The sequence below is a fragment of the Klebsiella ornithinolytica NBRC 105727 = ATCC 31898 genome (genome assembly GCF_001598295.1).
Classification (GTDB): Bacteria; Pseudomonadota; Gammaproteobacteria; order Enterobacterales; family Enterobacteriaceae; genus Klebsiella; species Klebsiella ornithinolytica.
The window spans coordinates 677042-692835 of the sequence record NZ_BCYR01000002.1 but is presented as its reverse complement, the minus strand read 5'-3'; the positions used below and the strand labels follow the sequence as shown (position 1 = coordinate 692835).

13 protein-coding genes are annotated in these 15794 nt (G+C 56.5%); 11 read left to right on the top strand and 2 right to left on the bottom strand.

Annotated features, from left to right (window positions below):
• The first annotated feature begins 83 nt into the window (after positions 1-83).
• The 11 genes from zapE to nanQ all read left to right on the top strand — a co-directional run bounded on the left by zapE (position 84) and on the right by nanQ (position 9465).
• Positions 84-1211, top strand: coding sequence for a cell division protein ZapE (zapE, locus tag ROR01S_RS07280; protein ID WP_048024705.1), 1128 nt, complete (start codon positions 84-86; stop codon positions 1209-1211).
• A 290-nt stretch (positions 1212-1501) separates the two neighbouring features.
• Positions 1502-1930: a 50S ribosomal protein L13 gene (gene rplM / locus ROR01S_RS07275; RefSeq protein ID WP_004868222.1), complete on the top strand. Its 429-nt coding sequence runs from the start codon at positions 1502-1504 to the stop codon at positions 1928-1930.
• Between the two features lie 15 nt (positions 1931-1945).
• On the top strand, positions 1946-2338 hold the full coding sequence (rpsI, locus tag ROR01S_RS07270; protein WP_003025138.1) for a 30S ribosomal protein S9: 393 nt from the start codon (positions 1946-1948) through the stop codon (positions 2336-2338).
• A 314-nt stretch (positions 2339-2652) separates the two neighbouring features.
• Positions 2653-3291 (top strand): stringent starvation protein SspA, encoded by a 639-nt coding sequence (gene sspA / locus ROR01S_RS07265; protein WP_004868218.1) that lies wholly within the window; start codon positions 2653-2655, stop codon positions 3289-3291.
• A gap of 3 nt (positions 3292-3294) precedes the next feature.
• Entirely contained in the window at positions 3295-3792 is a 498-nt protein-coding gene (gene sspB / locus ROR01S_RS07260; RefSeq protein WP_004868216.1) for a ClpXP protease specificity-enhancing factor, read from the top strand.
• Positions 3793-3912: 120 nt separating this feature from the next.
• On the top strand, positions 3913-4704 hold the full coding sequence (gene nanR, locus ROR01S_RS07255; RefSeq protein ID WP_015585646.1) for a transcriptional regulator NanR: 792 nt from the start codon (positions 3913-3915) through the stop codon (positions 4702-4704).
• Positions 4705-4844: 140 nt separating this feature from the next.
• Positions 4845-5747, top strand: coding sequence for an N-acetylneuraminate lyase (gene nanA, locus ROR01S_RS07250; RefSeq protein WP_064359244.1), 903 nt, complete (start codon positions 4845-4847; stop codon positions 5745-5747).
• Between the two features lie 158 nt (positions 5748-5905).
• Entirely contained in the window at positions 5906-7393 is a 1488-nt protein-coding gene (locus ROR01S_RS07245; protein ID WP_015585648.1) for an MFS transporter, read from the top strand.
• A 49-nt stretch (positions 7394-7442) separates the two neighbouring features.
• Positions 7443-8132, top strand: a complete 690-nt coding sequence (locus ROR01S_RS07240) for an N-acetylmannosamine-6-phosphate 2-epimerase (RefSeq protein ID WP_054828878.1) — start codon at positions 7443-7445, stop codon at positions 8130-8132.
• Positions 8129-9004, top strand: a complete 876-nt coding sequence (gene nanK, locus ROR01S_RS07235) for an N-acetylmannosamine kinase (protein ID WP_004868203.1) — start codon at positions 8129-8131, stop codon at positions 9002-9004. The genes ROR01S_RS07240 and nanK overlap by 4 nt, the downstream gene beginning before the upstream one ends.
• On the top strand, positions 9001-9465 hold the full coding sequence (gene nanQ / locus ROR01S_RS07230; RefSeq protein WP_064359243.1) for an N-acetylneuraminate anomerase: 465 nt from the start codon (positions 9001-9003) through the stop codon (positions 9463-9465). The genes nanK and nanQ overlap by 4 nt, the downstream gene beginning before the upstream one ends.
• 74 nt (positions 9466-9539) lie before the next feature.
• On the opposite strand, the gene ROR01S_RS07225 is transcribed toward nanQ, so the two are convergent.
• A complete protein-coding gene (locus tag ROR01S_RS07225) occupies positions 9540-10958 on the bottom strand; it encodes a glutamate synthase small subunit (RefSeq protein WP_015585651.1) in 1419 nt (472 codons plus the stop codon).
• Between the two features lie 9 nt (positions 10959-10967).
• On the bottom strand, positions 10968-15428 hold the full coding sequence (gltB, locus tag ROR01S_RS07220; RefSeq protein WP_004868192.1) for a glutamate synthase large subunit: 4461 nt from the start codon (positions 15426-15428) through the stop codon (positions 10968-10970).
• Positions 15429-15794: the final 366 nt, after the last annotated feature.

The window sequence follows — 15794 nt, the reverse complement described above, 5'->3', positions numbered from 1 at the left end:
TATCATCGCGTAGTGTAGAACGGCCTTTTTTTCGTCAATCGTGAGCTTCAGCATTACGGTTTTCAAGGAATAACAATTAGATCATGCAAAGCCTGTCCCCAACATCGCGTTACCTTTTAGCTCTCAAAGAGGGCAGCCATCAACCTGACGACGTCCAGCAGGAAGCGGTAAGCCGCCTCGATACTATCTATCATGAACTGCAGAATAAACCCGTTCCGGCGCCGCAAAGCAGCGGCCTGCGGGCAAAATTCGGCAAACTGCTGGGTAAGCGTGAACCTACCGTCGAGACGGCTGCCGTACGTGGCCTCTATATGTGGGGGGGCGTTGGGCGAGGGAAAACCTGGCTGATGGACCTGTTTTATCATAGCCTGCCCGGCGCTCGTAAGCAGCGCCTGCACTTCCATCGCTTTATGCTGCGCGTCCATGAAGAGCTGGTGGCCCTGCAGGGACACAGCGACCCGCTGGAAATCCTCGCCGATCGCTTCAAGGCGGAAACCGACGTTCTCTGTTTTGATGAGTTTTTTGTCTCCGATATTACTGATGCCATGCTGCTGGGCGGTCTGATGAAAGCCCTGTTTGCGCGTGGCATCACGCTGGTGGCTACCTCGAACATCCCGCCAGATGAGCTCTATCGCAACGGCCTGCAGCGCGCCCGTTTCCTGCCCGCGATCGAGGCGATTAAACAGCATTGCGACATTATGAATGTGGACGCGGGCATTGATTACCGCCTGCGCACGCTGACGCAGGCCCATCTTTGGCTGTCGCCGCTCGATGCGCAGACGCAGCAGCAGATGGATAAACTGTGGCTGGCCTTAGCGGGGGCGAAACGCGAGCAGACGCCGACGCTGGAAATTAACCATCGACCGCTCCCGACATTAGGCGTCGAAAACCAGACGCTGGCGGCCTCGTTTGCTACCCTATGCGTGGACGCGCGCAGTCAGCACGATTACATCGCGCTTTCGCGCCTGTTCCATACCGTCATGTTGTTTGATGTACCGGTGATGACGACGCAGCTGGAGAGTGAAGCCCGGCGGTTTATCGCCCTGGTGGATGAGTTCTACGAGCGGCACGTTAAGCTGGTTGTCAGCGCCGCGGTGCCGCTGTATGACATTTATCAGGGAGAGCGGCTGAAGTTTGAGTTTCAGCGCTGCTTATCGCGCCTGCAGGAAATGCAAAGCGAAGAGTATTTGAAACGCCCGCATATGCCTTAACTGGCGGGCGTTCCCCCGCGCATCGTGTTGCCATGACATAAGGATATCGCGCGGCAACGCGCCGCCGAAAAAAGCAGGTTCAAATCACATAAAGGGGTCGATCTTTGGCCCCGACTTCTCTATAATCTTGCGACCCCACGTTACAAGAAGGTTTTTTTCCCAAAACTTTCTATAGTGCCGGCATAGGCTATTCGAAGGGGTAGGTTTGCTGGACAATGTCGTGTGAACCTCAACTGACTAAACGTTTGGGTGTTCACCAACGTGTAACTTATTATTTGGGTAAGCTTTTAATGAAAACTTTTACAGCTAAACCAGAAACCGTAAAGCGCGACTGGTATGTTGTTGACGCGACCGGTAAAACTCTGGGCCGTCTGGCTTCTGAACTGGCTCGTCGCCTGCGCGGTAAGCATAAAGCGGAATACACTCCGCACGTCGATACTGGTGATTACATCATCGTTCTGAACGCAGAAAAAGTTGCTGTAACCGGCAACAAGCGCGAAGACAAAATGTACTACCATCACACCGGCCACATCGGTGGTATCAAAGAAGCGACCTTTGAAGAGATGATTGCTCGCCGTCCTGAGCGTGTGATTGAAATCGCGGTTAAAGGCATGTTGCCAAAAGGCCCGCTGGGTCGTGCTATGTACCGTAAACTGAAAGTTTACGCGGGTAACGAGCACAACCACGCGGCACAGCAACCGCAAGTTCTTGACATCTAATCGGGATTATAGGCAATGGCTGAAAATCAATATTACGGCACTGGTCGCCGCAAAAGTTCCGCAGCTCGCGTTTTCATCAAACCAGGCAGCGGCAAAATCGTTATCAACCAGCGTTCTCTGGAACAGTACTTCGGTCGTGAAACTGCCCGCATGGTAGTTCGTCAGCCGCTGGAACTGGTCGACATGGTTGAGAAACTGGATCTGTACATCACCGTTAAAGGTGGTGGTATCTCTGGTCAGGCTGGTGCGATCCGTCACGGTATCACCCGCGCTCTGATGGAGTATGATGAGTCCCTGCGTGGCGAACTGCGTAAAGCTGGCTTCGTTACCCGTGATGCTCGTCAGGTTGAACGTAAGAAAGTCGGTCTGCGTAAAGCACGTCGTCGTCCTCAGTTCTCCAAACGTTAATTGTTTTCTGCTTACGCAGAACAATTTGCGAAAAAACCCGCTTCGGCGGGTTTTTTTATGCATAAACCTGCGGTTATCCACAAGCAAATCGCCTGTTCTTACCACTTTTTCAGCATTTCCAGAATCCCCTCACCACAATGCCTTCAAGATCTGGTAAACTATCATCCAATTTTCTGCCCAAATGCTGGTGATTGTTCGTTTTTTGTTTTTTTCGCATAAACAATAATGACTTCACGCGAATGGGGTTTTTACATCTGGCTGGCCACGCGTGGCTGGTAGCAGTACAAAAATTCTGAATATACCTGGAGGTTTTCATGGCTGTCGCTGCCAACAAACGTTCGGTAATGACGCTGTTTTCTGGTCCTACTGACATCTATAGCCACCAAGTCCGCATCGTGCTGGCAGAAAAAGGTGTTAGTTTTGAGATAGAGCACGTGGAGAAGGACAACCCACCTCAGGATCTGATTGACCTCAACCCGAATCAAAGCGTACCTACGCTGGTGGATCGTGAGCTCACTCTGTGGGAATCCCGCATCATTATGGAATATCTGGATGAGCGTTTCCCGCATCCACCGTTAATGCCGGTCTATCCGGTCGCGCGTGGAGAAAGTCGTCTGTACATGCAGCGTATCGAGAAAGACTGGTATTCGTTGATGAACACCATTCAGACCGGTACCGCAGCGCAAGCGGATACCGCACGTAAACAGCTGCGTGAAGAGCTGCAGGCGATTGCGCCTGTCTTCACTCAGAAACCTTACTTCCTGAGCGATGAGTTCAGCCTCGTTGATTGCTATCTGGCGCCGCTGCTGTGGCGTTTGCCGGTTCTCGGTGTTGAAGTTATTGGTGCCGGCGCGAAAGAGCTCAAGGGCTATATGACTCGCGTCTTTGAACGTGATTCCTTCCTCGCTTCTTTAACTGAAGCCGAGCGTGAAATGCGTCTCGGTCGGGGCTAACCGATGGATGTATCGCAGCTAACGCCGCGTCGCCCGTACCTGCTGCGGGCGTTCTATGAGTGGCTGCTGGATAACCAGCTGACTCCACACCTGGTTGTGGATGTGACACTGCCAAACGTACAGGTGCCGATGGAGTATGCGCGCGACGGACAAATCGTTCTGAATATTGCTCCTCGCGCCGTGGGTAATCTGGAACTGGCTAATGACGAAGTCCGCTTCAACGCGCGCTTCGGCGGTGTCCCGCGTAATGTTTCCGTGCCTATGGCTGCCGTTCTGGCTATCTATGCTCGTGAAAACGGTGCGGGTACCATGTTCGAACCTGAAGCGGCTTATGATGAAGACGTCACCACCCTGAATGATGACGATGCATCGGTAAGCAATGAAAGCGAGACGGTCATGTCGGTGATCGACGGCGATAAGCCGGATCACCATGATGATGACCCGGATGATACGCCTCCGCCGCCGCGCGGTGGGCGTCCGGCGCTGCGCGTCGTGAAGTAATCCAGCAGGTCGTGGATTTCAGATTGCAGGCCCTTCGGGGCCTGTTCTGTTATCTACGCCGCCAGCATGGCATTCTTGTGTTAAGATGGTCCGGTCGTCACTTGCTGTCACACATCACACATGGTCCCTATGAGCGCATTTGATCCCCAGACAGAAGAAGCATCCACCCCAATCGGTAACAGCCTGCACCGCCGTCCTCTGGCGCGCAAAAAACTGTCGGAAATGGTGGAAGAAGAGCTTGAGAATATGATTCGCCGCCGTGAGTTTGCCGAAGGCGAGCAGCTACCTTCTGAACGTGAGCTGATGACGTTTTTCAACGTCGGGCGACCTTCTGTGCGCGAAGCTCTGGCCGCCTTAAAGCGTAAAGGGCTGGTGCAGATTAACAACGGTGAACGCGCCCGCGTCTCACGGCCTTCTGCCGACACCATCATTGGCGAACTTTCGGGGATGGCGAAGGATTTTCTCTCTCACCCAGGCGGGATTGCGCATTTTGAACAGCTGCGTCTGTTTTTCGAGTCCAGCCTGGTTCGCTATGCTGCGGAACACGCCAGCGACGAGCAGGTTGCAAAGCTGGAGCAGGCGCTGAAGATCAACAGCCAGTCGCTTGATGATAACGCGCTGTTTATCCGTTCAGACGTTGAATTCCACCGCGTACTGGCGGAAATTCCCGGGAATCCTATCTTCCTGGCTATCCATGTCGCCCTGCTGGACTGGCTCATCGCCGCACGCCCTACCGTCCCGGAGCACGAGCTTCACGAACATAATAACGTGAGCTATCAACAACATATCGACATCGTCGATGCGATCCGCCGCCATGACCCTGACGAGGCCGATCGCGCCTTGCAGACCCACCTCAATAGCGTTTCCGCCACCTGGCACGCCTTCGGCCAGAAAAAACAATCACGTAAGTAACAAGAGCGATCGTCTGGATCCTCGTTTAGTGAAGCCGATCGCATAATAAGCGTTCCCTATGAGGCCGTCGCTTAATTCATCTGGTATAACAGGTATAAAGGTACATAGTTAATCATAACAAATAGCATACGAGGTGAGATATGGCGGTTAATTTACGTGGAGTCATGGCAGCGCTGCTTACGCCGTTTGACGGGCAACAAAAGCTGGATAAAGAGAGCCTGCGTCGGCTGGTGCGTTTCAATTTGAGCCAGGGAATCGACGGGTTGTACGTTGGCGGTTCGACCGGGGAAGCTTTTGTGCAAAGCAGCGCAGAACGCCAGCAAGTGCTGGAGATCGTCGCTGAAGAAGCGAAGGGAAAAATGACGCTGATTGCCCATGTTGGCTGCGTCAGTACGCTGGAAAGCCAGCAACTTGCCGAAGCTGCGCACAGCTATGGCTACGATGCGGTGTCCGCCGTCACGCCGTTCTACTATCCCTTCAGCTTTGAAGAGCACTGCGCTCACTACCAGGCCATTATTGATTCAGCTAATGGCTTACCGATGGTGGTCTACAACATCCCGGCGCTGAGCGGCGTGAAACTCTCCCTGGATCAGATCAATACGCTGGTGACGCTGCCGGGCGTGGGGGCATTGAAGCAGACATCAGGCGATCTTTTCCAGATGGAGCAGATCCGCCGGACGCATCCGAATCTGGTGCTTTACAACGGCTATGACGAGATTTTTGCTTCTGGCTTGCTGGCCGGTGCCGATGGCGGGATCGGTAGTACCTATAACATTATGGGCTGGCGCTATCAGGGGATCGTGAAAGCGCTGCGGTCGGGCGATATAGCGGAAGCGCAGAGGCTGCAGTGTGAATGCAACAAGGCAATCGATCTGCTGATCAAAACCGGCGTATTCCGGGGGCTGAAAACCGTGCTGCACTACATGGACGTGGTTGCTGAGCCGCTATGTCGCAAACCGTTCGCTCCGGTTGCTGAGCAGTTCCTGCCGGAGCTGAAAGCGCTGGCGCAGCAGCTGCAGCAGGAGAAAGCGCAGCTGGGTTGAGGCTAACGGCTTCCCCGCCGCGTGTGCGAGCGGGGCATTCCCGGATGGAGGCGCTATGCGCCCGGTCCGGGTCATAACACGAGCTATATCGGATGCAGTGATAGCGACATCTGGTATGGCAAACCAAGCGTGGGTCTGACCCATCGCGGGAGAGTAAAATGATCGCAACGACCCAGAACATCCCGTGGTATCGCCATCTCAACCGGGCGCAGTGGCGGGCTTTCTCCGCTGCCTGGCTGGGATATTTGCTTGATGGTTTTGATTTTGTCCTGATTGCCCTGGTGTTGACAGAAATCCAGGCAGACTTTGGTTTGACGACCGTAGAGGCAGCGAGTCTGATCTCAGCCGCCTTCATTTCTCGCTGGTTTGGCGGCCTGATGTTGGGCGCAATGGGCGATCGTTACGGACGGCGGCTGGCGATGGTCACCAGTATTATTCTGTTTTCCCTCGGAACGCTGGCCTGCGGCTTTGCTCCCGGTTTTACCACCATGTTTATCGCGCGTCTGGTGATTGGCATGGGGATGGCGGGGGAGTATGGATCCAGTGCGACCTATGTTATTGAAAGCTGGCCAAAGCAGCTGCGCAATAAGGCCAGTGGTTTTCTGATTTCCGGCTTTTCCGTCGGGGCGGTGATTGCCGCGCAAATCTATAGTCTGGTGGTACCGGTCTGGGGATGGCGTGCGCTCTTTTTCATTGGCATCGTGCCGATTATTTTTGCGCTGTGGCTGCGGAAAAACATCCCGGAAGCCGAAGACTGGAAAGAGAAACATCAGGGTAAAGCGCCGGTGCGGACCATGGTGGATATCCTCTATTGTGGCAAACACCGGGCGATCAATATTTTCCTGACCATTGTGGCGGCGACGGCGCTGTGGTTCTGTTTCGCCGGCGAGCTCAACAATGCCGGAATCGTGGTCGCACTGGGGCTGCTTTGTGCCACGATCTTTATCAGCTTTATGGTGCAAAGCAGCGGTAAGCGCTGGCCAACCGGCGTGACGCTGATGGTTGTCGTCCTGTTCGCCTTTCTCTATTCATGGCCTATCCAGGCGCTTTTGCCCACCTATCTTAAAACGGAGCTCGCTTACGATCATACGACCGTGGCCAGGGTGCTGTTCTTCAGCGGTTTTGGTGCTGCGGTCGGCTGTTGCGTCGGCGGTTTTCTCGGCGACTGGCTGGGAACGCGCAAAGCCTATGTTTGTAGCCTGCTGGCCTCCCAGCTGTTGATTATTCCCGTCTTTGCTATCGGCGGCACCAACGTGTGGGTGCTGGGGCTGTTACTGTTCTTCCAGCAGATGCTGGGGCAGGGGATCTCCGGGATCTTACCTAAATTGATCGGCGGCTATTTCGATACCGATCAGCGTGCTGCGGGTCTGGGTTTTACCTATAACGTCGGTGCCTTAGGTGGGGCGATCGCGCCGGTGCTCGGTGCGCTGATCGCGCAGCGGATGGATCTGGGCACGACGCTGGGATCGCTCTCTTTCGGCCTGACCTTTGTGGTGATCCTGCTTATCGGACTGGATATGCCCTCGCGTGTTCAGCGCTGGATCCGCCCGGAAGCGGTGCGAACGCACGATGCGATTGATGGCAGGCCCCTGAGCGGGGCGGTGATGCCCGGCGCCAGCAAACGTGGATTAGTGAAAACCAGGTAACCCGTGCCCGGCGCTGGCGCCGGGCAACGAGATAAATCAGGGAGTTATTATGTCTTTGCTTGAACAACTGGGTCGTCGCATCAGCGCCCACGGCGGATTAATTGTCTCATGTCAGCCGGTCCCCGGTAGCCCGCTGGATACGCCGGCGATTGTCGCAGCGATGGCGCTGGCAGCCGAACAGGCTGGCGCGGTGGCATTGCGTATTGAAGGTGTTGAGAATCTGCGGGCGACCCGCGCCCGGGTGACAGTACCCATTATCGGTATTCTCAAACGTGACCTCGATGATTCACCGGTACGCATTACCCCATTTTTAGAGGATGTTGATGCTCTGGCGCAGGCGGGGGCGGATATTATTGCTTTCGATGGTACCCGTCGGACGCGCCCGGTGGCGGTGGAAGCACTGCTGGCCCGTATCCATCAGCAGTACAAGCTGGCAATGGCCGACTGTTCATCCGTTGAAGATGGCATCTTCTGTCAGCAGCTCGGTACGGAAATTATCGGCACCACGCTGTCGGGTTATACCACGGCGCACACGCCGGAAGAGCCTGATTTGGCGCTGGTACAGGCGCTACACGCAGCGGGATGTCGGGTGATTGCCGAAGGGCGCTACAACACGCCAGCGCAGGCGGCAGAGGCCATGCGTCATGGCGCCTGGGCGGTGACCGTAGGCTCCGCCATTACGCGGCTGGAACACATTTGCGAGTGGTACAACACGGCGCTGAAAAAGGCGGTGCAATGACGACGCTGGCGATTGATATTGGCGGCACCAAGCTAGCCGCCGCACTGATAGACAGCCGATTGACCCTCCTGGAGCGGCGTGAAGTCCCCACGCCAGCCAGTCAGACGCCGGCGGCATTAGCTGCCGCGCTGGCGGCGCTGGTGGCCCCCCTCTCGGCGCGCGCGGATCGTTTTGCTATCGCCTCCACCGGCATCATTCAGGACGGCATTCTGACCGCCATCAATCCAGCGAACCTGGGCGGACTGGCACATTTTCCTCTGCAGGCGTGTTTATCCGACCTCACGGCGTTGCCCGGTATTGCCCTCAATGATGCTCAGGCAGCGGCGTGGGCGGAATATCATGCGCTGCCGGAGAAAGTCAGCGAGATGCTCTTTTTGACCGTTTCAACCGGCGTTGGCGGGGGGATCGTCAGCCAGGGCAGGCTGCAGACCGGTCGCGGAGGCCTGGCCGGCCATTGCGGTCATACGCTGGCGGATCCTGCCGGGCCGCTCTGCGGCTGCGGTCGGAAAGGCTGTGTCGAAGCTATCGCTTCCGGGCGCGGTATCGCGGCGGCGGCCGGCGGTGAGCTTTGCGGGCTGGATGCAAAAGCGATATTTGCTCTGGCGAGGGAGGGACACCCGCAGGCGCAGATATTAATTCAGCGATCGGCACGCACGCTGGCGCGACTGATTGCCGACCTGAAGGCCGTGACGGACTGCGCCTGCGTTGTGATCGGCGGCAGTATCGGTCTTGCAGACGGCTACCTGAAGCTGGTTGAGACGTACTTGTCACAAGAACCCGCGCTTTATCATGTTCCGCTGCGGGAAGCTTACTATCGGCATGATGCGGGCCTGTCAGGAGCGGCATTATGGGCACAGGGAGGAAAGATATGATTCTGGGTCATCTACAGCAGCCTTCGCATGCCTGTCTTCCGGCGGTTCTGGTCCGGGCTATCGCCCTGGCGCAGGCCCACGATTTACACACTATCGCTCCCGGGAGCTATGAGCTTCAGGGCGACAATGTATTGATGAACGTCATGGCGTTTCATACCGGTGTGCCGGAAGAGAAAAAAGCCGAACTGCATAGCCAGTTTATTGATATCCAGATTTTACTGGCGGGGGAAGAGCGGATCTTTTATGGCGTCGCCGGGTCGGCCTGTGAGTGCGAAGAAGCGCATCCTGACGAGGATTATCAGCTTTGCCGTCGGATACGCGGGGAACAGGTACTGACATTGCATCCGGATATGTTTGCGGTTTTCATGCCCGATGAACCGCACAAACCCGGTTGCCAGGTCGGGGACAGCGCCGGGATTAAAAAAGTGGTCATTAAGGTCCGCGCCGCCCTGCTGGCATGATAAAAAAAGCCCGCGGGCTTGCGCCAGCGGGCTCTGTCAGAGACCCGGACAGACAGTTTGTCCGGGTTTGTTGATTACACTTCCAGGTAGTTCAGGATCCCGTCAGCCGCTTTACGACCTTCGGCAATCGCCGTCACCACCAGATCGGAACCGCGCACGATATCGCCGCCGGCAAAGATTTTCGGGTTACTGGTCTGGAACGCGTTTTCATGGCCTTCCGGCGCAATAATACGGCCCTGAGAATCCAGCTCAACATCGTGCTTCGCCAGCCATTCCATGCTGTGCGGGCGGAAACCAAACGCCATCACCACCGCATCTGCCGGGACCACGTGCTCGGAGCCTGCGACGATCTCCGCACGACGACGCCCTTTGGCATCAGGCTGGCCCATCTCGGTACGCGCCATTTTCACGCCGCACACTTTGCCGTTAGCATTCACTTCTACGCCCAGAGGCTGAACGTTGAACTGGAACTCGACGCCCTCTTCACGCGCGTTTTTCACTTCGCGTTTGGAGCCCGGCATGTTTTCTTCGTCACGGCGGTAGGCGCAAATAACGTGAGTCGCGCCCTGACGTACGGAAGTACGCACGCAGTCCATCGCGGTGTCGCCACCGCCGAGAACCACCACCCGTTTGCCTTCCATATTGACGTAAGGCTCGCTGGCGGTTTCGCCAAAGCCCATGGTCTGTTTGGTGTTGGCAATCAAGAACGGCAGCGCATCAAAGACACCATTTGCGTCTTCGTTTTCCAGTCCGCCGCGCATGGACTGATAGGTCCCCACGCCGAGGAACACGGCATCATACTCTTTCAGTAACGCGTCGAGCTGAACATCACGGCCCACTTCGGTATTGAGTTTGAACTCAATACCCATGCCGGTGAAAATTTCACGGCGACGGGTCATTACCTCTTTTTCCAGCTTAAAAGCGGGGATGCCGAAGGTCAGCAGGCCACCGATTTCCGGATGGCGATCGAATACCACCGCTTTGACGCCGTTGCGGGTCAGGACATCTGCACAGGCCAGTCCTGCCGGACCGGCACCGACGATCGCCACCGTTTTACCGGTGGGCTTCACGCCGGAGAGATCCGGGCGCCAGCCCATCTCGAACGCTTTATCGTTGATGTAGCGTTCGATGTTACCGATAGTCACCGCGCCAAACTCGTCGTTCAGCGTACAGGAGCCTTCGCACAGACGGTCCTGCGGGCAGACGCGCCCGCAGACTTCCGGCAGGGTGTTGGTCTGATGCGACAGCTCTGCCGCTTCAAAAATACGCCCCTCATTGGCGAGCTTCAGCCAGTTCGGGATGTAGTTATGGACCGGACATTTCCATTCGCAGTACGGGTTGCCGCAGGACAGGCAGCGATCTGCCTGGGCTTTGGCCTGGCCTTCTGAAAACGGCTCATAAATTTCAACAAATTCAATTTTACGGATCTTCAGCGGTTTCTTTGGCGGATCAACGCGCTGTAAGTCGATAAACTGGTATACGTTCTGGCTCATCTGAATTCCTTACTGCGCCTGCACACGCAGCTCTGCTGCGCTACGACTACGGTGACCCAACAGTGCCTTAACATCGCTGGACTTTGGTTTAACCAGCGCGAATTTCGCGGCAAAAGCCGGCCAGTTGGCCAGGATCTCTTCGCCTCGAGACGAACCGGTAAGCTGCACGTGTTCGGTAATCAGACCACGCAGGTGCTCTTCATGGATAGCGAGAGAGTCAACGCCCAACACTTCCACCAGTTCCGGGTTCACACGTTTACGGAAATCACCGTCTTCATCCAGGACGTAAGCAAAGCCGCCGGTCATCCCTGCGCCAAAGTTGACGCCGGTTTTACCCAGTACGCAGACGATGCCGCCGGTCATGTATTCGCAGCCGTTATCGCCGATGCCTTCTACCACGGTGATGGCACCGGAGTTACGCACCGCAAAGCGCTCGCCTGCACGGCCCGCAGCGTACAGACGACCGCCGGTCGCGCCATACAGACAGGTATTACCGATGATGCTCGCTTCGTGACTGCGGAAGGCGGAGCCCACCGGAGGACGGATTGACAGCAGACCGCCTGCCATCCCTTTACCCACGTAGTCGTTCGCGTCACCGGTCAGATGCAGTTCCACGCCGCCGGCGTTCCACACGCCGAAGCTCTGGCCTGCGGTACCGCTGAAGTGCGCGGTAATCGGATCTGCTGCCAGCCCCTGATCGCCATGGGTCTGGGCGATATAGCCAGACAACGACGCGCCAACGGAGCGATCGGTATTACGGATATCGAACCAGAAGGTTTTGCTCTGCTTGCTGTCCACGAACGGTTTAGCCTGCTGTAGCAGCTGCGCGTTCAGCACGCCGTTATCAAACGGCGGGTTGCTTTCGGTGCAGTACAGCGCTTTACCCGGATGCGGCTCGGCGGTTTCCAGCAGTTTGCTGAGATCCAGCTTCTGCTGCTTCGCGGTAAAGCCATCCAGCACTTTCAGCAGGTCGGTACGGCCAATCAGGTCCACCAGACGCTTCACGCCAAGCTCAGCCATCAGCTCGCGGGTTTCGCGGGCGATGAATTCAAAGTAGTTGGTCACTTTGAACGGCAGGCCGTGATAGTGATTCTTACGCAGTTTGTCATCCTGAGTTGCTACGCCGGTTGCGCAGTTGTTCAGGTGGCAGATACGCAGATATTTACAGCCGAGCGCGACCATCGGGCCAGTGCCGAAGCCGAAGCTTTCTGCGCCAAGAATTGCCGCCTTGATGATATCGAGGCCGGTTTTCAGGCCGCCATCCACCTGCAGACGGATCTTGTGACGCAGACCGTTCGCCACCAGCGCCTGTTGGGTTTCCACCAGACCCAGCTCCCACGGACAACCCGCGTATTTCACGGAGGAGAGCGGGCTGGCACCCGTACCACCGTCGTAACCGGCGATGGTGATAAGATCGGCATAGGCTTTGGCCACGCCGGTGGCGATGGTGCCGACGCCCGGTTCGGAAACCAGCTTCACGGAAATCATCGCTTTCGGGTTGACCTGTTTCAGGTCGAAAATCAGCTGCGCCAGATCCTCGATAGAGTAAATATCGTGGTGCGGCGGCGGTGAAATCAGGGTTACACCCGGGACCGAATAGCGCAGTTTGGCAATGTACGGGGTGACTTTGTCACCCGGCAGCTGCCCGCCTTCGCCCGGCTTCGCGCCCTGAGCGACTTTAATCTGAATAACGTCGGCGTTGACCAGGTAAGCCGGTGTGACGCCGAAGCGGCCAGAAGCGACCTGTTTAATACGCGACACTTTGTTGGTGCCATAGCGCGCCGGATCTTCGCCGCCTTCGCCGGAGTTAGAGAAGCCGCCGATGCTGTTCATGGCTTCCGCCAGCGACTCATGAGCTTCCGGGCTTAACGCACCGATAGACATGGCGGCGGTATCGAAGCGTTTGAACAGCTCTTTGGCCGATTCGACGTGGTCGATGCTGATGGCGTCATCGCCAGGGTTCAGCGCCAGCAGATCGCGCAGCGTGGCGGCCGGGCGTTCATTCACCAGGTTCGCATACTGCTGATAGTCGTGGTATTCACCGCTCTGAACCGCTTGCTGCAGCGTGCGGACGACGTCCGGGTTGTAGGCGTGATATTCACCGCCGTGAACGTATTTCAGCAGACCGCCCTGATCCAGCGGCTTACGGACCAGCCAGGCGCGTTTGGACAGATTCAGCAGATCCTGCTGGAAGTCATCGAAGCCCGCGCCGCCGATGCGGCTGACAACGCCGAGGAAGCACAGATCGGAAACCTCACGATGCAGGCCAACCGCTTCGAACAGCTTCGAGCAGCGGTAGGAGGCGATGGTCGAAATGCCCATCTTAGACATGATCTTGTACAGGCCTTTGTTGATGCCGTTACGGTAGTTCAGCATCACGGTACGATAATCTTTCTCAATGGCCTTGTTATCGACCAGTTTCGCCAGCGTCTCATAGGCCAGGTACGGATAGATAGCCGTGGCGCCGAAGCCCAGCAGCACCGCGAAATGGTGCGGGTCACGGGCGCTGGCGGTCTCAACGATAATGTTGGCATCGCAGCGCAGGCTCTTATCCACCAGGCGGGTTTGAATCGCGCCTACCGCCATCGGTGCCGGAACCGGCAGACGATCTTTGGCGATATTACGATCGGAGAGCACCAGCAGAACGGTACCGTTACGGACCATCTGTTCCGCTTTATCGCACAGCGCCTTCACCGTTTCGGCCAGCGAGGTTTCCGCGGCGTTAAAGGTGATATCCAGGGTATCGGCGCGATAGTGCTCCTCTTCCATGGTGGTGAGCTGTTTGAAATCGGAGTACAGCAGGATCGGTGATTTGAAGCTCAGGCGGTGAGCCTGGCCTTCCGCTTCGCAGAAGACGTTCATTTCACGGCCGATGCTGGTGGCCAGCGACATCACGTGAGCTTCACGCAGCGGGTCGATCGGCGGGTTAGTCACCTGCGCGAACTGCTGACGGAAGTAGTCGTAAATGATACGCGGCTGGCTGGAGAGCACGGCAAACGGGGTATCGTCGCCCATTGAACCGACCGCTTCCTGGCCGTTTTCACCCAGTACACGCAGGACGGAGTCCAGCTCTTCTGCGCTGTAGTTAAACTGTTTCTGGAAGCTGGCGAGCGTGTCGTCATCCAGCTGGCGGCTGCCGACGTCTTCGTCCGGTAGATCTTCAAACGGCACCAGGCGGCGGACGTTTTTCTCCATCCACTCTTTGTAAGGGTGGCGACTTTTCAGGTCATCATCGGTTTCCGCGGAGTGCAGAATACGTCCGCCGCGGGTATCGATAACCATCAGTTCGCCCGGGCCTACGCGGCCTTTTTCGACCACTTCGTCAGGCTGGTAATCCCAAATCCCGACTTCTGAAGCGCAGGTAATCAGTTTGTCTTTGGTGATGACGTAGCGCGCCGGGCGCAGACCGTTACGATCGAGGTTACAGGCGGCGTAGCGACCGTCGGACATCACGATGCCCGCCGGGCCATCCCATGGCTCCATATGCATGGAGTTAAAATCAAAGAAGGCGCGCAGCTCCGGATCCATATCCGGGTTGTTCTGCCAGGCTGGCGGTACGAGCAGACGCATGGCGCGCACGATATCCATCCCGCCGGCCAGCAGCAGCTCAAGCATGTTATCCATCGAGCTGGAGTCGGAGCCGGTTTCGTTCACGAACGGCGCCGCATCGTGCAGGTCCGGAATTAACGGCGTCTGGAACTTGTAGGTACGCGCGCGCGCCCACTGGCGGTTGCCGGTGATGGTGTTGATTTCGCCGTTGTGCGCCAGGTAGCGGAACGGCTGTGCCAGCGGCCAGCGCGGCACGGTGTTGGTGGAGAAGCGCTGGTGGAACAGGCAGATTGCCGACTCCAGACGCAGGTCCGCGAGGTCCAGATAGAAGCGCGGCAGGTCAGCCGGCATACACAGACCTTTGTAAATGTTCACCAGATTCGACAGGCTGCAAACGTAGAAATCTTTATCTTCCTGCAGACGCTTTTCAATGCGGCGACGGGCGATGAACAAACGACGTTCCATATCGCGCGGGCGCCAGCCTGCCGGGGCGTTAACAAAAATTTGTTCAATACGAGGCAGCGAGGAGAGGGCGATTTCACCGAGAACCCCTTCGTTGGTCGGCACTTCGCGCCAGCCGACGATAGACAGGGTTTCACGTTGTAGTTCTTCTTCAACGATGCGGCGTGCCGTAGCCGCCAGTTCAGGATCTTTATTAAGGAATAACATCCCGACGGCGTAATTTTTGGCTAAACGCCAGCCGCGCTCTTCCGCAACGATACGGAAGAAACGGTCAGGTTTTTGCAGCAGCAAGCCACAACCGTCGCCGGTTTTACCATCGGCAAGGATCGCGCCGCGGTGCTGCATTCGGGCCAGTGCGTGTATAGCGGTACGCACTACCTTGTGGCTAGGTTCGCCTTCTATGTGGGCGATCAGGCCGAAACCACAGTTATCCCTCTCAAGGGATTTATCGTACAACATATCAGTGAACCTCCCCAGGCTCTACGGGACACCCTCCGATACCGATTGCGCACGGGCACAGAAAGAGCATGGCGACGGGGTTTGCACCTCGCATTCGCCCTCTTTAAATCCTTTTCGCATCGGTACGCAAGTTTGAGGACTTGCTGTAAGAGGGAATCTCAATTACTGCATAAATATGATGAGCAGAGTGCTCATCCAGAAAGCTTCCAGCGGATTCCCAACTTATCGGGAATCGGCACTTACGTCAAATGGCAATCTTATTTATACAAAAATGTGCTATACATGGTTTAACATTATGATAAATAAGATAATAACTGTGTTTTAAGCGGCGCTGAAACGTAGCGGAAAGCATAATCTAGTGTGATC